Annotated in this window: 17 protein-coding genes and 1 tRNA gene; 7 read left to right on the top strand and 11 right to left on the bottom strand. The window is 46.8% G+C overall.

Annotation, left to right across the window (positions count from 1 at the left end):
• Positions 1–52: 52 nt before the first annotated feature.
• Complete coding sequence (mqo, locus tag J8N69_RS09855) at positions 53–1,531, bottom strand: malate dehydrogenase (quinone) (RefSeq protein ID WP_229426366.1); 1,479 nt, start codon at positions 1,529–1,531, stop codon at positions 53–55.
• Between the two features lie 419 nt (positions 1,532–1,950).
• On the opposite strand from mqo, the gene J8N69_RS09850 reads away from it, so the two are divergent.
• Positions 1,951–2,358: a CBS domain-containing protein gene (locus J8N69_RS09850; RefSeq protein WP_168824175.1), complete on the top strand. Its 408-nt coding sequence runs from the start codon at positions 1,951–1,953 to the stop codon at positions 2,356–2,358.
• Between the two features lie 19 nt (positions 2,359–2,377).
• Here J8N69_RS09850 and hslO read toward each other — a convergent pair whose 3' ends face one another.
• Entirely contained in the window at positions 2,378–3,253 is an 876-nt protein-coding gene (hslO, locus tag J8N69_RS09845; RefSeq protein ID WP_168824173.1) for an Hsp33 family molecular chaperone HslO, read from the bottom strand.
• Positions 3,254–3,494: 241 nt separating this feature from the next.
• Here hslO and abc-f point away from each other — a divergent pair, with 241 nt between their 5' ends.
• The 3 genes from abc-f (at position 3,495) to ppk1 (ending at position 8,952) form a co-directional block, all read left to right on the top strand.
• Positions 3,495–5,420 carry a ribosomal protection-like ABC-F family protein gene (abc-f, locus tag J8N69_RS09840; RefSeq protein ID WP_168824171.1) on the top strand — a complete coding sequence of 642 codons (1,926 nt, stop codon included), beginning with the start codon at positions 3,495–3,497 and terminating at the stop codon, positions 5,418–5,420.
• A gap of 132 nt (positions 5,421–5,552) precedes the next feature.
• A complete protein-coding gene (hemB, locus tag J8N69_RS09835; protein WP_168824170.1) occupies positions 5,553–6,542 on the top strand; it encodes a porphobilinogen synthase in 990 nt (329 codons plus the stop codon).
• Positions 6,543–6,732: 190 nt separating this feature from the next.
• Positions 6,733–8,952 carry a polyphosphate kinase 1 gene (gene ppk1, locus J8N69_RS09830; protein ID WP_168824168.1) on the top strand — a complete coding sequence of 740 codons (2,220 nt, stop codon included), beginning with the start codon at positions 6,733–6,735 and terminating at the stop codon, positions 8,950–8,952.
• A gap of 248 nt (positions 8,953–9,200) precedes the next feature.
• Here ppk1 and J8N69_RS09825 read toward each other — a convergent pair.
• Positions 9,201–9,276 (bottom strand) — tRNA-Phe (locus J8N69_RS09825).
• A 119-nt stretch (positions 9,277–9,395) separates the two neighbouring features.
• Here J8N69_RS09825 and trmL point away from each other — a divergent pair.
• The 3 genes from trmL (at position 9,396) to J8N69_RS09810 (ending at position 10,985) form a co-directional block, all read left to right on the top strand.
• Positions 9,396–9,869 (top strand): tRNA (uridine(34)/cytosine(34)/5-carboxymethylaminomethyluridine(34)-2'-O)-methyltransferase TrmL, encoded by a 474-nt coding sequence (trmL, locus tag J8N69_RS09820; protein ID WP_168824166.1) that lies wholly within the window; start codon positions 9,396–9,398, stop codon positions 9,867–9,869.
• A 79-nt stretch (positions 9,870–9,948) separates the two neighbouring features.
• Positions 9,949–10,311 (top strand): potassium channel family protein, encoded by a 363-nt coding sequence (locus J8N69_RS09815; RefSeq protein ID WP_227803863.1) that lies wholly within the window; start codon positions 9,949–9,951, stop codon positions 10,309–10,311.
• A gap of 110 nt (positions 10,312–10,421) precedes the next feature.
• The gene (locus J8N69_RS09810) at positions 10,422–10,985 is read left to right on the top strand and encodes a Rossmann-fold NAD(P)-binding domain-containing protein (protein ID WP_229426364.1); all 564 of its coding nucleotides are present in this window, start codon (positions 10,422–10,424) and stop codon (positions 10,983–10,985) included.
• Between the two features lie 25 nt (positions 10,986–11,010).
• On the opposite strand, the gene J8N69_RS09805 is transcribed toward J8N69_RS09810, so the two are convergent.
• The 8 genes from J8N69_RS09805 to J8N69_RS09770 form a co-directional block, all read right to left on the bottom strand.
• Positions 11,011–12,741 carry a potassium/proton antiporter gene (locus J8N69_RS09805; RefSeq protein ID WP_168824444.1) on the bottom strand — a complete coding sequence of 577 codons (1,731 nt, stop codon included), beginning with the start codon at positions 12,739–12,741 and terminating at the stop codon, positions 11,011–11,013.
• Positions 12,742–12,759: 18 nt separating this feature from the next.
• Positions 12,760–13,011, bottom strand: a complete 252-nt coding sequence (locus tag J8N69_RS09800) for a YfhL family 4Fe-4S dicluster ferredoxin (protein ID WP_168824164.1) — start codon at positions 13,009–13,011, stop codon at positions 12,760–12,762.
• Between the two features lie 68 nt (positions 13,012–13,079).
• Complete coding sequence (gene coaD / locus J8N69_RS09795) at positions 13,080–13,565, bottom strand: pantetheine-phosphate adenylyltransferase (protein WP_168824161.1); 486 nt, start codon at positions 13,563–13,565, stop codon at positions 13,080–13,082.
• Positions 13,566–13,733: 168 nt separating this feature from the next.
• A complete protein-coding gene (locus J8N69_RS09790; protein ID WP_168824159.1) occupies positions 13,734–14,276 on the bottom strand; it encodes a YggT family protein in 543 nt (180 codons plus the stop codon).
• A 12-nt stretch (positions 14,277–14,288) separates the two neighbouring features.
• Positions 14,289–15,119, bottom strand: a complete 831-nt coding sequence (proC, locus tag J8N69_RS09785) for a pyrroline-5-carboxylate reductase (protein WP_168824157.1) — start codon at positions 15,117–15,119, stop codon at positions 14,289–14,291.
• Between the two features lie 90 nt (positions 15,120–15,209).
• Positions 15,210–15,938 carry a YggS family pyridoxal phosphate-dependent enzyme gene (locus J8N69_RS09780; RefSeq protein WP_168824155.1) on the bottom strand — a complete coding sequence of 243 codons (729 nt, stop codon included), beginning with the start codon at positions 15,936–15,938 and terminating at the stop codon, positions 15,210–15,212.
• Between the two features lie 150 nt (positions 15,939–16,088).
• Entirely contained in the window at positions 16,089–17,195 is a 1,107-nt protein-coding gene (locus tag J8N69_RS09775) for a diguanylate cyclase domain-containing protein (protein ID WP_227803862.1), read from the bottom strand.
• A 114-nt stretch (positions 17,196–17,309) separates the two neighbouring features.
• On the bottom strand, positions 17,310–18,587 hold the full coding sequence (locus J8N69_RS09770; protein ID WP_168824154.1) for a dihydroorotase: 1,278 nt from the start codon (positions 18,585–18,587) through the stop codon (positions 17,310–17,312).
• Position 18,588: the final 1 nt, after the last annotated feature.

Genomic DNA, 18,588 nt, shown 5'->3' with positions numbered 1-18,588 from the left:
AAGCTGGGTCATTGACCCAGCTTTTTACAACGATTTACCTTTTAGATTGGCATTAAGGCTTCAAGTTCAGCGTATCTAAAGTGTGCGCACGAATCGTCAACAACAAGTCCGTATTCTCGACCAAAGACTCGCCATAAGACGGCACCATCGCTTTCATCTTCTCTTGCCAATCCGCGGAGTGAAAACGCTCAGGAAAACAGCGTTCTAAAATACCAATCATGGTATTCACCGTCGTTGAGGCACCAGGAGAGGCGCCCAATAAAGCGGCAAGCGAGCCATCTTCTGTACTGATCGCTTCTGTTCCGAATTCTAGCTTTCCGCCTAGTTTTTCGTCTTTCTTGATGATCTGCACACGTTGCCCAGCGTAAGCCAGCTCCCAGTCTGCATCCTTTGCATCCGGGAAGAACTGACGCAATGAGTTGCAGCGATCTTTATGGGATTGCATCACTTCGCTAATCAAGTAGCGAGTCAGATCCATATTATTTTTACCGACACTCAGCATAGGCTTAATGTTATTAAAGCGAACGCTTTTGGGCAAATCAAAGAAGGAACCTGTCTTTAAGAACTTCGTCGTAAACCCTGCAAATGGACCGAATAAGAGGGCTTTTTTACCATCAATAATACGGGTATCCAAATGCGGAACAGACATAGGTGGCGCACCAATAGGCGCAGCACCATAAACTTTCGCAAAGTGTTGTTCAACGATGTCCGGTTTTTCACAGACCAACCATTGACCACTCACCGGAAAGCCGCCGAAGCCTTCGCTTTCTTTCACGTCTGCCATTTGCAGCAAAGGCAAAGCACCACCACCCGCGCCTAAAAAAACAAACTTAGCATCGACTGTCTTACGAGCACCATTTTGCTCAATTTCGACATCCCAACGGCCATCGGCTCTTTTCGTTAAATCTCTGACTTCGCTGTTCAAGCTCAAGTCAAAGTTATCAAACCCCTGCAAATGCTTACTCATATTACGGGCAATAGCACCGAAGTTTACATCTGCACCATGCTCAACACGTGTCGCCGCGAGCGGTTCGCTGTCATCACGATTGTTCATAATAAGAGGCATCCATTCTCTCATTTTTTCGCGATCTTCCGTGTATTGCATTTCTTTAAAGGCAGGGTGCGCACTCATTGCGGCATGGCGTGCTTTGAGCATTTTGACATTACGCTCGCCCCACACAAAACTTTGATGGGGAACGCGATGGATGAACTCTTGCGGCGCAGGCATCAAACCTTGCTCAACAAGATAAGACCAAAACTGAAGACTGATTTCAAACGCCGCATTAATAGTGACGGCCTTCTTTATATTAACGGAGCCGTCTTCATTTTCAGACGTGTAATTCAGCTCGCAATAGGCCGCATGGCCCGTTCCGGCATTGTTCCAACCATCGGTACTTTCTTTTGCGACACTGTCCAGCCGTTCGACCATTAACATGGTCATGCTGGGATCCAGTTGTTTTAGTAATACGCCTAGAGTGGTGCTCATGGCACCGCCTCCGACGAGTAAAACGTCTACAGAATTTGAGGTCATATGATTTCGCCGTGTCATAGCCAATTGTGAATATGAGAGTGATGTAGAAAAGGAGGCTTTTGGCCAACAGAAACACGTTAGAATGCTCTGTCTTGTTTTCTTCATCCTCTCTTCAGAACGCCTTTGCTCGTATGCTGAAAGTTCAAAACAAAAAAACAAACAGTCTGTAAGGGATTCTGAGCAGGTGTCAGCTAATTATACGGGTTTTCAAAATAATGTCTTGAGACCTTAGTATAAGAATGTAGATATATTCACATTTCGATTTTCACGATCGCTTGTATTTTATTGACTTTGGCGACCAGAAGGACGATTTTAGCAACATAAAGAAAAAACATGCTTAGATTTTGCCATTATATTAAAATAATAATGTTCACTATAAATATACTAAATTCTCTCATTTGCGCAGGGGAGTAATGCCCATGAAAGCACAAGATATCATGACCACCAATGTCATCTGTGTTGATATGGATGAACGCTTACCCACTATCAGAAAAATCATCGAGGAGAATGGCTTTCATCACCTTCCTGTGACTGAACACAACAAGCTGGTGGGTATTATTTCAGACAGAGATCTACTGCGTTTAATAAGCCCTTTTATTGACAAGGTGTCCGAACAACCAAGAGACCTAGACACCCTCAATCGCGCCGCGCATCAGGTCATGACACGCCAACCGATCACCGTCAAAGCAGAAACGCCGATAGCGGACATTATCGCTTGGTTTAAACGCGTAGACATTTCTTGTCTCCCCGTAACAGACGACGAGGATCAGGTGATTGGCATCATATCGTGGCGCGATCTACTGCATCACGCCACGTTTCAGTCTTAATGACTTAATGGTTTTTTACTTAATGGGTTTTTGCTTGATCCCCCAACAAATCTATCAAGTCCGTTTCGGTGAAATGGTATTTTTCGGCACAGAATTGACAGTCTACATTTACGCTACCTTGCTCGATTAACAGCTCGCGTATTTCTTCTGAACCAAGCGACATCACCGCATCCAAAGTGCGCTGACGCGAACATGAACAACCAAACTGCATGGTTTTAATGTCGTACAAGCGAACGTCTTCTTCATGATATAAGCGATGCAAGAGCACAGCGGTCTCAAGACCCAATAACTCTTCTTCTTTCACGGTTGAAGCAAGATGAGTTAAACGCTCCCAAGCGTCTTCATCTTCCACCTTGGCTTGCTCTTGCGGTAAACGCTGCAAAAATAAACCACCGCATTGCGAGCCATTCGCCGCCAACCAAACGCGGCTTGGCAATTGCTCAGACTGAGAAAAATACTGCTCAAGACATTCTGCCAAGGTATCACCAACAATTTCGACAATCCCTTGATAACGCTGACCGTTGCGCGGCTGAATCGTAATGGCCAAATAGCCGCCGTCAAGCACCTCTTTTAACGAAATAACCTCTGGCACCGCTTGGCTTTCATCCCACTGAACAATACCGCGAAGGTTCTGCAGCTCGTCGCATTCCGTCATCAAGGTGGATAAAAAACCGTTCCCCTTGGCTTGGATAGACAACACGCCGTCGATTTTTACAATGTCTCTTAGCAGCGCGATGGCGGCAACGAATTCCCCTAGCAGCTTCTCTAACGACAAAGGGTATTGCTTACGCTTAATAATCTCCTGATAAGCACTGCTCAATAAAACCCGCTCGCCACGGACATTAGTATTATCAAAGGAAAAACGCTGAATTTCATTTAGGGTTACACTGTTCACAAAGCACACCTTGCTCAAGTCAAAAACCTGAGTAAAAAAGTTCAAATTAATATTGCCGCCATTTTACCCTTGAGACGCTCAATCATCCACTTTAAAGCGTGATTAACTGGGAATATGTACGAGGAATATGCACCTTGGCTATTTCGTTTACCTCAACAGCACTCTAAAATGTTGTGCATTGTGCCTCCAATGGAACAGCAACGGCACGCTCACTTACAGAATAAAGAGACACCCAGTTTTTATGATCCAATTTACGCAAGTAAGTTTACAGCGCGGCACTCAGTTTTTACTCGAAGAGGCCGACCTCACTATTTTTGAAGGCCAAAAAGTCGGTTTAATTGGCGCCAATGGCGCCGGGAAATCCTCTTTATTCGCCATGATCAAAGGCGATCTGCACGCCGACACGGGCGACGTTATTTTGCCAGGACAACGCCGCATTGCGTTTATGGCGCAAGAGGTAGAAGAAACACAACGCAGTGCGCTGGATTATTGTCTAGATGGCGACGATAGACTCAGAGACATAGAAAGCAATATTGCCAAGGCCCAAGCAAACGGCGACAACCATGCCCACGCCAGCTGGTTAGGCGAATATGAAAACGCCCATGGTTATACCGCGCAATCACGCGGCGAGACGCTTCTTCAAGGTCTCGGCTTCAAGATGACGGACATGCAAAGGCCCGTGTCTGATTTCTCGGGTGGCTGGCGAATTCGCCTTAATCTTGCCAAAGCCTTGATGTGCCCTTCTGACGTACTCTTGCTTGATGAGCCAACTAACCACTTAGATTTAGACGCGGTTATGTGGCTAGAAAACTGGCTCCGCCAATACCCAGGCACCTTGTTATTGATTTCCCATGATAGGGACTTTTTAGATGGTATTTGCAGCCACATTGTTCATCTCTATCAAAAACAACTGGTGCTTTATAAAGGCAACTACTCAGATTACGAACGCCAACGCGCCGAGCACCTAGCTCAACAACAAGCGAACTACGAAAAGCAACAAGAGAAACGCGCGCACTTACAGCAATATGTTGATCGGTTTCGCTATAAAGCAGACAAAGCCAAACAAGCCCAAAGCCGCTTAAAAATGCTCGAAAAAATGGAGTTTATTGGCCCCGCCCATATTGACTCACAGTTTCAATTTACGATTCCTGTGGCCGAAAAAACCTCACAGCTGTTAATTAATTTATCTCAAGCCGATCTGGGCTACACCTCAGAATCGGGCACAAAAACCGTGCAACTGGGCAATACCAACTTTGCCCTTCGAGACGGCCAACGCATTGGCTTACTCGGCCCTAATGGCGCGGGCAAATCAACCTTGATCAAATCCATTGTCGGCGAAATCCGTATTCTGGCAGGCGACCGCATCATGGGAGAAAACCTAAAAATCGGTTACTTCTCACAGCATCAGTTAAGCGCACTCGACCTAGAAGCTTCGCCATTACTGCACATTCAGCGGCTCACGCCAAAAGTACTTGAAAGCGATATTCGTCGCTACTTAGGCGGTTTTGGTTTTATTGGTGACGACGCGCTGCGCCCAGTGAAAGGCTTTTCCGGTGGAGAAAAAGCGCGCTTGGCCTTGTCGTTAATATCTTGGACCAAACCCAACTTATTAGTACTGGATGAGCCGACCAACCATTTAGACATAGATATGCGCCAAGCGTTAACCGAAGCGTTACAGGAATTTCCTGGCGCCATTTTATTGGTCTCCCACGACAGACATTTGCTCAACAGTACAGTCGATGAGTTTTATCTGATCGCCGACCATCAAATTCAAGCATTCGACGGTGACTTGCCCGCCTATCACGCTTGGCTTCAAGCAAGACAAGCCAGCGTGGTGCAACAAGAGAAAGGCGAGCAAACCGGCGACAAAATAGACAAGGTGGACCGCAAAGAAGAGCGCCGTAAAGCCGCCGAAATGCGCGAAAAATTGCGCCCGCTGCGCAAACAAATAGAGAAATATGAAAAAGCCGTCCACACCGCACAAGAACATCTCGAACGCATTTCCGACGCCATGTCTGACGCCACGCTTTATGAAGCGGAGCAACGAGATAAACTGCAAACGCTATTAAGCGAAGAGGCGAAATGGAAAAAAGCCCAAGCCGACAGTGAAGACGCTTGGTTTGAAGCGCAAGAAGAACTAGAAGAGGCGGAAGCGCTACTGGCATAAAGGCCACATAATTCAATTAAGTGCGAGCAATGCGTAAAGTTTGTCTTCACGCAAGGCTTTTAATTACGCGTTGACATAATATTGTCACAATACTGAAGTATATTCACCCACAGCGAACAGGAGAAATATTGGATGACATTTCCATACACTCGTATGCGCCGCATGCGTAAAAATGATTTTTCTCGCCGCCTGATGCGCGAGCATCGCCTCACCGCAGACGACTTAATCTACCCTATGTTTATTATTGAAGGCGACAATGTGCGTGAAGCCATTCCTTCTATGCCAAACATCGAGCGCGTTTCTATCGACTTACTATTAGAAGAAGCCAAAGAGTTAGTCGAACTCGGCATTCCAACGGTTGCCCTGTTCCCCGTCATCAATACGGATAAAAAATCGCTGCTCGCCGAAGAAGCGTACAACCCCAATGGCTTAGTACAACGTGCGGTTCGCGCCTTAAAAGACGCCTTTCCAGAATTAGGCGTATTAACCGATGTAGCACTCGACCCTTACACCACACACGGGCAAGACGGCATTATCGATGACTCAGGTTATGTGCTGAATGACATCACCGTTGACACATTAGTAAAACAAGCCCTATCACACGCCAAAGCCGGCGCCGACGTGGTTGCGCCATCAGATATGATGGATGGCCGAATCGGTGAAATCCGCGACGAACTCGAAGCAGAAGGTTTTGTGAATACCCTCATCATGGCGTATGCCGCCAAATACGCGTCAGCTTATTACGGCCCATTCCGTGATGCTATTGGCTCAAGCGGCAACCTTGGCAAAGGCAACAAATTCACCTATCAAATTGACCCCGCCAACTCTAACGAAGCCATTCGTGAAGTGATGCTCGACTTAGAAGAAGGCGCGGATATGGTCATGGTAAAACCCGGCATGCCGTATCTTGATATTGTTCGTCGTGTAAAAGCTGAACTTGAAGTGCCAACCTTTGCCTATCAAGTCAGCGGAGAATACGCCATGCACATGGCCGCCTTTCAAAATGGCTGGCTGGATAAAGACAGCGTAATGATGGAGTCCCTGCTGGCATTTAAACGTGCTGGAGCAGATGGCATTCTTACTTATTTTGCAAAAGACGCAGCGCGCCTATTAAAAAACTAAACCCTGAATAAACTAAACAAAATGTCTTGGTTTGTTCTAAGCGCATAAAACTTAGTTTAAATAAGTACATAGAAACGGTGACCAACAGGCTGCGTTGGTGTAATTTGTTAATTTGTGTCTGCTGGCGGCAGGCACGAAAGCAAATTACCAACAAAAAAAATTAAATGGTATTTGGAGAGAATAAAAGCACATGTCTGAGCAGTCTGTGAACATAATAGAAAAAAAAGAGTTGCTAGCGAGCCAACCCACTGAATTAGATTCTGAGTTGGTTCTTGAGCCTATTCCAGAGCAACCACAAGACCCAAACAAGGTCGCGATAGAAGAACGCCTCCCAGAAGCAATTGACTTGGCGGACCCTGAACTTTACTTCAACCGTGAATTAAGCCACTTACAGTTTAATGCTCGCGTACTTGAACAAGCCATGGATGAAAACCACCCTATCTTCAATAGATTGATGTTCCTGTGTATTTTCAGTTCAAACATGGACGAGTTTTTTGAGATTCGGGTGGCGGGTTTAAAGAGTCAACTAGAATACAGCCGTGAAAAAAACGGCCCCGATGGCATGCACCCGAAAAAAGTATTGGGACTGATCAGTGAACATGCTCACAAGCTTGTACGTCGCCAATATCGTATTTTGAATGACATTATTTTTCCCAAACTGGCCGCAGAAAACGTCAAATTTATCCGCCGTACGGTATGGAATGAAAAACAAGCAACTTGGGTGAAACGCTATTTTCGCGATAATGTGCTGCCGATTATCAGCCCTATTGGGCTTGATCCTGCCCATCCGTTTCCGCGTCTTGCCAATAAAACCTTTAACTTTGTGGTCGAATTAGAAGGCCGCGATGCGTTTGGGCGTGAAAATGGCTTGGCGATTGTCCCCGCCCCAAGCTCCTTACCGCGTTTAGTCAAAATGCCCGATGACATTAGCGAAGGTGGCGACAACCTAGTATTTCTTTCTTCGATTATCCATGCCCACGCGGATCAGTTATTCCCTGGCATGACGGTCAAAGGCTGCTTCCAGTTCCGTTTAACGCGTAATGCCGACTTAGAAGTGGACTCCGATGACATAGGGGTCGATTTGGCTGGCGCACTACGCACCGAATTACAAAGCCGCCATTATGGCAGCTCGGTACGCTTAGAAATTGCAGAAAACTGTCCGTTGCACATCGTTGACTCGCTACTAAAACAGTTTGATTTGGAGCAACAAGACCTTTATCGCATTGACGGGCCGGTCAATCTAAGCCGCCTTATGGCGGTTCTGGAACTCGTTGATCGCCCCGATCTTATGTACCCTCCGTTCTCACCGGGCTTACCCAGAAAACTGGCCAGCTCAGGCGGATTATTCGAAGCAATTCGTCAGCGTGATTATCTACTCATGCATCCGTTCGAGAGCTTTTCACCGGTTATAGACTTACTCAGCGAAGCCGCAAAAGACCCGAGCGTCGTCGCCATTCGACAAACCTTGTATCGTACGGGTTCACGCTCCCCCATTGCCAATGCATTGGTTGAAGCGGCCCGTAATGGCAAAGAAGTCACCGTGGTCATCGAATTAAGAGCGCGCTTTGATGAAGCCGAAAACCTCGCCCTCGCTAGTCGTCTACAAGACGCAGGCGCGATTGTGGTATACGGCGTTGTACGCCACAAAACCCATGCCAAAATGATCCTGATCGTGCGTAGAGAAGGCGCTGATCTCACGCGCTATGTCCACTTAGGCACAGGCAACTATCACGCAGGCAACGCCAGACTTTATACCGACTACAGCTTCATGACTTCTGATAAAGAAATAGGCGACGATGTGCATAGAGTGTTCCAGCAACTCACCGGCATGAGCAAAGAGCTAAAGGTGAAAAAGCTCTTGCACGCGCCATTCACGTTACGCGATCGCTTACTCGAAATGGTCAACCGTGAAGCCGAAAACGCCCTCAAAGGTGAGCCTTCTCGTATCATCATCAAGGTAAACTCCTTGACCGAACAAAGGCTTATTCAGTCTCTTTACAAGGCGTCACAAGCGGGAGTGAAAATCGACTTAATCATTCGAGGAATTTGCACGCTGCGTCCAGGCATCAAAGGCATTTCCTCGAATATTCGAGTACGTAGCATCATTGGTCGCTTTCTTGAACACACACGCGTTTACTACTTCTACAACGACCGCAACCCACAAGTGTATTTGTCGAGCGCAGACGGCATGGACAGAAATCTAAACAACCGGATTGAAGTTGCCTTCCCACTGCAAGACTACAAACAAACGCGCCGTGTAAAGAAAGAATTAGAGTACTACCTAGCGGATAATACCCAAAGCTGGATTCTACAAAGTGACGGCTCTTATCAGCTTTCCAAGCCAAGAAAAGGCGAATACCGCAGCGCTCAACGCACCCTTCTCAGCGAACTGGCGGACAACACACGCTAATCTCTAACGTTTTCGCACCCAAAGCCCAGCTTCATCAAGCTGGGCTTTTTATTGGCTTTACAAAGGCTTATCACAGTGAGTGAGACACTGAAGAACGGTCTGTGGCACTGCGGGAAAAATAGTTCAGATGACTAACCTTCTACGTTTAAGAAGCTTTAGCCAAACAGAAGAGGCAAGAGTGTTGGGGAATGAGGTTTTTTGAAAGCAAAAAAAAGCCTGCTAAAAATAGCAGGCTTTCTTCTTAATCATGGTGCCCAGAGACGGAATCGAACCGCCGACACGAGGATTTTCAATCCTCTGCTCTACCGACTGAGCTATCTGGGCAAGTGGTGCGTATTATAGAGAAACCTTTTTGCTGGTCAATAGTTTTTTTGAAAAAAAATTAAAAACTTAGTTTCTCTTGTTGGTCTGGTATTATCTTCTTATATCAAGGAGATAAACCTATGCTGCATATTGTACTTTACCAACCTGAAATTCCACCCAATACGGGCAATGTGATTCGATTGTGCGCCAATACTGGCTATCATTTGCATCTGATCGAGCCACTTGGCTTTGACCTAGACGACAAGAAACTGCGCAGAGCAGGCTTGGATTATCACGAGTTCACACGGCTCAAACGCTACCCTGACTTTCAGGCCTTTGTTGATCAAAATGAGATAGGCACTGTTTATGCGTTGACAACAAAAGGCAGCCGCACTCATAGCGAAGCTCGCTTTGCTGAAAACGATGTATTGGTGTTTGGCCCTGAGACGCGCGGCTTGCCGGCCGAGTTCATTGAGGCGCTACCAGCCGCCCAACGCCTACGTTTACCGATGCAAGCGAACTCACGCAGCCTGAATCTCTCTAATACCGTGGCGGTGATGGTGTATGAGTCTTGGCGTCAACTGGGTTACGCTATGCCAGCCGACAATGAATAACCTATAGAGGCACAATGAATTCTCTTGCTCTGCTCTTAAATAAAAAAATAGCCGTCGTCAATTCCGTAAACAAGTCCACTTGCACGATGCCGGGGATTTAAGAAAACGCTTTATCCTGTTGGCTGGCATCATTGCATTACACAGTGTCGCGATGATTTTCTTTGAAGATTTGGATTGGTGGCAAGCCTTCTGGTTGACCATGACGTCTGCCAGTACAACGGGGTACGGTGATATATCGGCCGGAACCTTTTGGGGCCAGTTCTCTACCATTGTACTCATCTATGGGATGGGGATTACCCTACTCGCTCAAATCGCCAGTGACTATATTGAAATCAGGCTGACGCGCAAAGAAATGCGCATTAAAGGCCGCATAAAGTGGGATGACATGCAAAACCATATACTTATCATCAATACCCCAAATACGATGCAGAACGCTATCTAGGGCTACTAATCAATCAGATCAGCCATACCCCAGAACTTGCGGACATTCCGATCCAAATCTTAACGGAAGCGTTTCCTGAAGGATTACCGATTGAGCTTAGGTCTCATGGCGTGGTTCACCATACTGGCGACGCGCTGGAAGATGGCATGCTAGCGTCCGCAGGCGCCCACAAGGCGAAGTACATCATTGTGCTTTGCAAAGAGACTCAAGACAGCCACTCAGATAGTCTCACCTTTGACGCTCTACATCGTATCCAGGCTTTGCCGTCACCGGCTTTTGTCATGGCGGAAGCCATTAATGACTCGAATCGACCCCGCTTCAAAGCCGCTGGGGCGAAAGCGGTAATTAGGCCCGTTAGAGCCTACCCAGAAATGCTGGTGCGTTCATTGATCGCCCCTGGAACAGAGCAGGTATTGGAAGATTTATTCCGGCATCAAGGAGATCATACGATTCGTCTTAATGTCCATTTAAGCGGGGTAACCTGGGCCAAAGTAGTGACCACCCTCATTCAAAAAGACATTGGCACGGCCTTGGGCTATGTGCGTAAAAACGGCGACATTGTTACACATCCACAGACCTTCTCAACCATAGAAGCTGAGGGCTTGATTATTCTAATAAACGACGATCAAGTGATTCCATCGTTGGAAGAAATCAGTCAGTTTTTTAAAGCATAAAATAAAAGGGTCATTGGGCTTATGCTTACTTGTCTTGCAGCTTAAGCCCGATTATCTCGATTTGGTTACCGTCCATTTGTCTAATCGTTAGACGAATATTACCAAAACGTACTCTATCGCCTACCACCAGATGCTTACCAAGCTGTCGCTGTAATAATTTAGCGGCAGTGTCTTCTGGGTCAATGCCATCCAGTGGCACGCCATAGACCTTCGCTAAATCAATCAAAGGCGCATCGGCGCGAATCGCAAATTCCCCAAAGAAGTTCTGTAACAAGAATGAGCCAGACGCTTGCTGAGAGAAAATCTGTGCCACTTCATTAACGTCTTCCGGGTGCAAAAGCATCCAAATTCTATCGCCTAGCTTCAGCACGGTATCGGCATTCACCACAATGGGCTTCTGATCGCGGACAAGGGAAACCAATTGCGGCGTAGACACGGTCACACTGGGCACATTTTGCACAATCGACGCGGGAATGCGCACCTCTTCGGTCTGCACCAAGAATTCATACAATTCTAATGAATGATGGGAATCAACATCCTCAATCAACGAAAAACGCGTTGTCGGTGCTGGCGCAGGCGGGACGACGACTTTTAGCCATCGCGCCACCAAAGGCACAGTCGATCCCTGCAGCAACAAGGAGATAAGCACCACAGTGAAGGTAATTTCGAATAATAACTCAGAATTAGAAAGGCCTGCGATAATAGGGTAAAGCGCCAATACAATCGGTACCGCACCACGTAACCCAACCCAGCTAATGTAAAAACGTTCCGACCAGCGAAAATCGAACGGTAATAGGCAAGCCATCACCGCCAGAGGACGCGCCACAAAAATCAAAAATGCTGCAATGGTGATCGCCTGCCAACCATGAGTCAGCAAGCTAGATGGCGTGACCAACAGGCCAAGCAATAAGAACATGCCCGCTTGCGCCAACCATGCCAAGCCATCCATCACCTGCGAAATGGCATCAAGCTGCTTAATTCGTCCATTCCCGACGGTTAAGCCCACTAAATAAACCGCAAGAAAACCGCTGCCACCGATCATGTTAGCACCAGAAAACACAGCCAAACCAAAGGAAATAATGAGCAGCGCGTACAAGCCTTCAATCAAAGGCACGCGGCGCAACACCGTTAATAGTAGCTTGCCGCCAATCAGACCCAGCGCCCCACCTACGGCGAATTGTTGAATCATTTGCCCTAAAAAAGCCCACACACTCAAATGATCTGAACTTTGCAGCAACCCCGTTAGCATCACCACCAGCAAAATCGCCATGGGATCGTTGGCACCAGATTCTATTTCCAGTGTGCCGCCCACTCGCTCATTTAGCTTAACGCCACTGTTACGCAATAAACTAAACACCGCCGCCGCGTCTGTCGACCCGACCGTGGCCCCTAGCAATAAACCATAAATCAATTTTACATCGAGCAGCCAAGCCGCAAACACGCCCACCGCTGCCGTGGTAAAGACCACGCCTAATGTCGCGAGCGATAAAGAGGGCCATAGTGCCACACGGAAGGTGCTGGTTTTGGTTTGCATACCGCCATCGAGAAGAATGACAGCGAGGGCAAGGTTACCCACAAAAAAGGCGAGACTTGGATTGTCAAAGTCCAATCGGCCGATACCTTCTTCACCTGCGAGCATTCCCATTCCGAGAAAAACAAGTAATAAAGGTAAGCCGACACGAACGGTAAAAGAACTGGCCAGAATACTCACCAATAACAAGATTCCGGCTAAGAAGATAAAACTATTTGTGTCGATGGTCGTGCAACCTATAGGTTAAAGTTGGCCTGTCAGCGTTAAGTATTTTTCCATTAACTGCTCTTCTGTTTCTTTATGATTGGGGTCTAGCGGAATGCAGTCAACAGGACACACCTGCTGGCATTGAGGATCATCAAAATGACCGACACATTCCGTGCATTTAGACGGGTCAATCACATAAATCTCTTCCCCTTGTGAAATCGCCTCATTGGGGCACTCAGGCTCACACACATCACAGTTAATGCATTCATCAGTAATGATAAGAGACATTCTCTTTTCTCCTAAAACGGCTCTATATTCATCGCCGCATTGAAACAACAACCATTAAATCATCAGGATTAAATGGTTTGATAATGTTCTTGTAGCACACGCTTCACTTCTGGATTAACAAACTGACCAAAATCACCGTTTAATGATGCTATTTCACGAACCAAGGTCGACGAAATATAGGAATGTTTTTCAGAAGGCGTCAGAAAAATGCTTTCGACATCCGGCGCAATGGCACGATTCATATTGGCTAATTGAAACTCATACTCAAAGTCAGACACAGCACGCAAGCCACGAATCACCACCTGACCATTCACCGAACGGGTAAACTCCGTGAGTAGGTTATCAAAACCGACCACAGAGACATTCGGCAGGTGAGCCAATACCTTCTTCGCCAAAGAAATACGCAGTTCATGGGAAAGCGCTGGACGTTTTTTAGGGCTTGCCGCCACCGCCACAACCACTTGAGGAAATAGTTTTGCTGCGCGTTCAACCAAATCCGTATGGCCGTTTGTAATAGGGTCAAATGTCCCCGGATAAACCGCAATCGTACTCATAGCTTTCATCCAAAAAATTAAATAAGGGAGAAGGAGCTGGGGCAGCTGACATCTTACTATCTGCTATCGTTCCTGTTAGGGGTCGCATCATATAGGAATACGCCCCTATTCTCAATTCACTGACTGCAGCCAGCATTTTTATAATCAAATCGAAACAGCAGAAAAGCCTTAAATACTATAAGGCGCTAATACTTGCTTTAAAAAAGAAATCGCCAGAAAAATAAAAATAGGCGATAAATCCAAGCCACCCAAAGGCGGAATAAAACGCTGACAAAGACGATATAAAGGCGCCGTAATTTGCCCGACTAACAACGCACCAGGATGGCTAGCCCCTGGAGCCACCCAGCTTAAAATAACCGAAATCAGCATCGCCCAAAAATACAAATCCAACAAATGGTATAACGTCCCAGCGACGGTATAAATGGCATACCCCACTGGCGGCATGGCCGCATTCTGTAAAAACACCACCAAGAACACCGTGAGTAACTGCACAACAAACGCCAACACCAGCGTGGCGGTGTCTAATCGGCCAATCGACGGTATAATTTTACGCAACGGCAACACAAATGGGCTAGTGGCTTTTACAATCCCCTGACTAACCGGGTTATAAAAATCGGCTCGTGTAAGCTGTAGCACCAAACGCAGCAATACGACGAACAAGTAAAGGTTACATAACACCTTTACTAACATAATCAATGGACTTGAATTCATACGAAATATCCCTTATTTGTTTTTCTGAACAGAAAAGTCATTTGCCATTTCTTTAGAGCGATTCGAACAGGCCGTCATAGCATCAGCCACAATGGTATCGATATCTGACGCTTCAAATGACAACAAAGCTTGCTCAGTTGTTCCCTTAGGGGAAGTAATATTTTTACGCAATTGCGCTATCGGTTCGTCTAACTCTATGACCATTCGCGCCGCACCGAGCATGGCATAACTGGCCAATTCACGACTTGTTTTTTCATCCAAACCTTGTGCGGCTGCACTCTTGACCATGGCTTCAAGGAAGCGGAAAAAATACGCTGGCGCGCTGCCCGATAAACTGGTCACCGTGTGCATATGCTCCTCTTCTTCCACCCAAACAGAATGACCTATGCTCGAAAAAAGCTCACTCACCCAGCTTTTTTGCTCTGCGCTGGTGTGGTGATTGGCAATCAGCCCCGTCATCCCGGCTCCCAACTGCGACGGTGTATTTGGCATACTGCGCACCACCGCCACGTCGGTGTTTAACCAGCGAGACAACGCCTCCAGTTCAATACCGGCCGCCACGGAAATAAACAACTGATCCTCTCGCACCTGAGCCGCAAAATCTTCAACAACGGACTGCATTTGAGCAGGCTTAACACATAACACCACCACATCCGCTTGGCTCACTGCCAATTCATTTTCAGCCAGCATGGCAATGCCATAGTGATCATGATAATAATCACGCTTCTCTGGCGTTCTTGATGTGCCAATGATTTTTTCTGCTGGGTAACCACTGGCTAGCAAGCCACTAAAAATGGCTCTTGCCATATTTCCTACGCCAATAAAGGCAATACTTGGTGTCATTTTATACCCTACTATTCTATTTTATCAGCAGACTAATATGCCCATCCGCTAATTCAAACATTCAAACAATCAAACGCTAAGTCATGGTCATCACGCCTTAGCCGAATAATCCCGTTCGCCAAAAATAGCCGTCCCAACACGCACCATAGTGCTACCAGATTGGATGGCGGCCGATAAATCCCCAGACATGCCGATCGATAAGGTATCTATCATGCTGTCAGATTTCGATAATTCAATAAAAGCTTGCTGTAATGGCGCATAAACCGCGCATTGCGCCATGTGATTAGCTTGAGGGGCAGGTATTGCCATCAAGCCTCTCAGGCGTAAATTCGGCAATCGCGCGATGAAAGTAACCATGGCATCCAATTGTGACAAGGCCACACCAGACTTACTTTCTTCCCCGCTGATATTGACCTGAATACACACATTAAGAGGCGGCAGCCCAACTGGACGCTGATCATTAAGACGCAAGGCGATTTTTTCACGATCAACAGAATGCACCCAATGCATGGTTTCGGCGATAAGGCGGGATTTATTAGACTGAATGGGGCCGATAAAATGCCACTCAATGCCAGATAAATGCGCTAACGCTTGGCATTTATCCACCGCTTCTTGGACATAATTCTCGCCAAAGGCTCTTTGGCCTGCATGATAAGCCGCTTCTAAGGCCGCAAGCGGTTTTGTTTTGCTCACCGCCAGCAAGCGAACACTGTCTGTTACACGCTGGTGCTGTTGAATAAGAGACGCTATTTGCCGTGATACTTGTGCCAAATTGGCCTTAATGTCGACGCTTTCGTCTTGCGTAATATCTGCTGACATGACTCTCGTGACGCTCCTAATTTCATCGGATAATACCCTGCTTCAAGTAGAACCAGAGCCTTAATTGAAAGCACCGGAAATTGAAAATGAAAGCAAAGGTGAAGCCTACCAAGCCCCATCATAACATTATTTTAGACAGCAGAAAGACGCTTATAAAGAGTATAAATTCGCACTGGATTGATAACATTCACCATGAAACTCTATTCGATATCCAGGGCGATTCTTCAATGTTTCTGCGGCAAAAAGCGCCGCTTGATAGAGCGAGTCTAATGTCGAATGTTCGGGATAAAAAGAAATGCCAATTGAGAGTCCAGCACGGATAAGCGTATTGTCCGAAAACTGCTCAGAGTGAAGCGTTTTTAACAGCTTTTCAGCCACAATGTCAGCGTCCTCTAAATGCTGAATGCGAATCCCCATGACCAACTCTCTATCATTGTAGTGAGCAATCAGATCGTTTTCCCGAACGGTATCACGCACCACATCCGCCAATACTTTTAACTCCGTATTACAGACCTTGGCTGTCGACAGCAAACGCAAAGAAAACAACGCCGCACGTTGAAAATGACGACGGGAATCTTTCAATACAATACCAAAGCTGTTGTCAAAGCTATAACGTCTTAATAACCCCGTAATCGGGTCTCGATGGCTGTCTTCAAGCAATAAAAAATCCGCTTTTTCCCGCTCAAACGCCGCCTTTAGCCACGCCGCATAGCTATCCAACGCCAGCGCCATCAAATCCCCTTCAAGCACGGTATTTTTTTTCTGTAACACCAGCATCAGGTAAATAGAGTCCTGACCGTCAGACACACTCACCATAGAGGCATCAGTGAACTGGTGAAGGTCAAAAAACGACGACCATAAAGACCAGCTAGAGGCATGTTGTATATTAATATCATGGCGTTTAGGACTAGAAGGGCTGGCGGCAAAGGTAATTAAAGCGTGAGGAACCGCCACCAGCTTACCGTTCGCCCCCAACAAGCTTTCATTAATAGAATCCGTGTACTGCAAGCGCCACTGCAGGCAGTGCTTATCGCCAACAATAAAAAGACAATATGAATGAGGCAGTTGTGTCTGCATTTTATTTTTAAAGCGACTCAACAAAGTGCTCAAAGGCGCACCTTTTGACATCACTTGGAGCATTGAAGGCAGGTCACTGTACAGGTTTTTTATAAAATCGCGTTCTTTCTCAAGACTCACCACACGAGATCGTAAAACCTGCTGCTCCCTAAGCAAAACATCAGCAGAGTCGATAGACATAAAACATTAAAGCCATAATAATTTGTCGTCGAACCAGATTAACGGCCAAACATTAAAAGTAAAGTAATAGTCAGACCAAGCAAGCGAAAAGCTTGATTTATCTGACCAATTTACTCAAACAACCTGATAAACACGTTGGCCCGAAATATACGTTGCCATCACACGACCAACAAACTCCTCATCAAAATAAGGCGAGTTATGACCTTTGGTCTTACGGCTTTCATATGACCATGTCCAGCGAGCCGTGCTATCAAACAAAATAAAATCAGCAAAACTGCCAACCGATAACGACCCCGCTTCCAAACCAAAACACGCCGCGGGTCCAGAGGTTAAACAAGTCAATACGGTCGAAATGTCTAAATCGCCCTCATCCATCAACAGCATGGCCAATGGCAATAATATTTCGACGTTTGCCATACCGGGCTCAGTCGCGGCAAATGGCGCAATTTTAGCCATTTTTTCGTGAGGCTGATGATCCGAACAAATCGCAGTAATAACGCCCGCTTTGATGCCTTCAATCAGCGTCAGTCGATCTTCATCGCCACGCAAAGGCGGCAAAACATGATAGTGGCCATCGAAACGATCCAATACTTGGTCGTTTAATAGCAAATTATGCACCGCAACATCGGCCGTGATATCCAAGCCAGATGCTTTCGCATCGGCAATCATTTCAACCGATTTCGCACAAGAAAGACGGGCGAAATGGGCGCGGACACCGGTTTTTTCGACCAATAATAAATCGCGCATTAAGGCGATGGTTTCGGCTTCTTCAGGAATACCCGCCAAGCCATGCATGGTCGACATCAAGCCTTCATGAGCACAGCCACCTTCGGAAAGGCTCGGCTCATCAGGGTGAAATACCACCAATAAATCGTGAGTGGCGGCGTATTCAAGTGCCCTTGATAACACCTTTGTGCTCGCCATAGGGGAACGGTGATTCGATACCGCAATACAACCCGCGTCGGTTAACGCCACCATATTACTCAGTTGCGTCCCTTCGAGACCTTGCGTTAAGGCGCCAAGAGGAAACACGTTTGCCATACCCGCTTCATCCGCCTTATCTTGAATCAAGGCCGCAACCGCTGGCGTATCAACAATCGGTCGAGTATTAGGAGGGCAAACCAAAGTTGTTACCCCACCCGATACGGCAGCACGACCTTCTGTCGCAATGTTGCCTTTTTGTGTCAAGCCAGGTTCACGTAACGCCACCGCCAAATCGACCAAGCCAGGTAAAACCCACTGGCCTGAGGCGTCTACCACCTCAGCGTCATCGAAACCGTCAGGCGCATCGCCAATTGCAACGATCTTTTGATTATCAATAAACAGCTCTACGATAGCGTCTAGGTCTTGGCTAGGGTCAATCAAACGACCATTTTGAATACGTAATTTCATA

This window comes from Marinomonas profundi (assembly GCF_020694005.1).
Lineage (GTDB): Bacteria > Pseudomonadota > Gammaproteobacteria > Pseudomonadales > Marinomonadaceae > Marinomonas > Marinomonas profundi.
The sequence above is the reverse complement of the archived record's forward strand: the minus strand, read 5'-3'. Positions and strand labels throughout refer to the sequence as shown.

Coding starts and splice junctions, on each gene's coding strand:
- mqo (WP_229426366.1), bottom strand. CDS start 1,531: ATGACCTCAAATTCTGTAGACGTTTTACTCGTCGGAGGCGGTGCCATG.
- J8N69_RS09850 (WP_168824175.1), top strand. CDS start 1,951: ATGAAAGCACAAGATATCATGACCACCAATGTCATCTGTGTTGATATG.
- abc-f (WP_168824171.1), top strand. CDS start 3,495: ATGATCCAATTTACGCAAGTAAGTTTACAGCGCGGCACTCAGTTTTTA.
- hemB (WP_168824170.1), top strand. CDS start 5,553: ATGACATTTCCATACACTCGTATGCGCCGCATGCGTAAAAATGATTTT.
- ppk1 (WP_168824168.1), top strand. CDS start 6,733: ATGTCTGAGCAGTCTGTGAACATAATAGAAAAAAAAGAGTTGCTAGCG.
- trmL (WP_168824166.1), top strand. CDS start 9,396: ATGCTGCATATTGTACTTTACCAACCTGAAATTCCACCCAATACGGGC.
- J8N69_RS09800 (WP_168824164.1), bottom strand. CDS start 13,011: ATGTCTCTTATCATTACTGATGAATGCATTAACTGTGATGTGTGTGAG.
- coaD (WP_168824161.1), bottom strand. CDS start 13,565: ATGAGTACGATTGCGGTTTATCCGGGGACATTTGACCCTATTACAAAC.
- J8N69_RS09790 (WP_168824159.1), bottom strand. CDS start 14,276: ATGAATTCAAGTCCATTGATTATGTTAGTAAAGGTGTTATGTAACCTT.
- proC (WP_168824157.1), bottom strand. CDS start 15,119: ATGACACCAAGTATTGCCTTTATTGGCGTAGGAAATATGGCAAGAGCC.
- J8N69_RS09780 (WP_168824155.1), bottom strand. CDS start 15,938: ATGTCAGCAGATATTACGCAAGACGAAAGCGTCGACATTAAGGCCAAT.
- J8N69_RS09775 (WP_227803862.1), bottom strand. CDS start 17,195: ATGTCTATCGACTCTGCTGATGTTTTGCTTAGGGAGCAGCAGGTTTTA.
- J8N69_RS09770 (WP_168824154.1), bottom strand. CDS start 18,587: ATGAAATTACGTATTCAAAATGGTCGTTTGATTGACCCTAGCCAAGAC.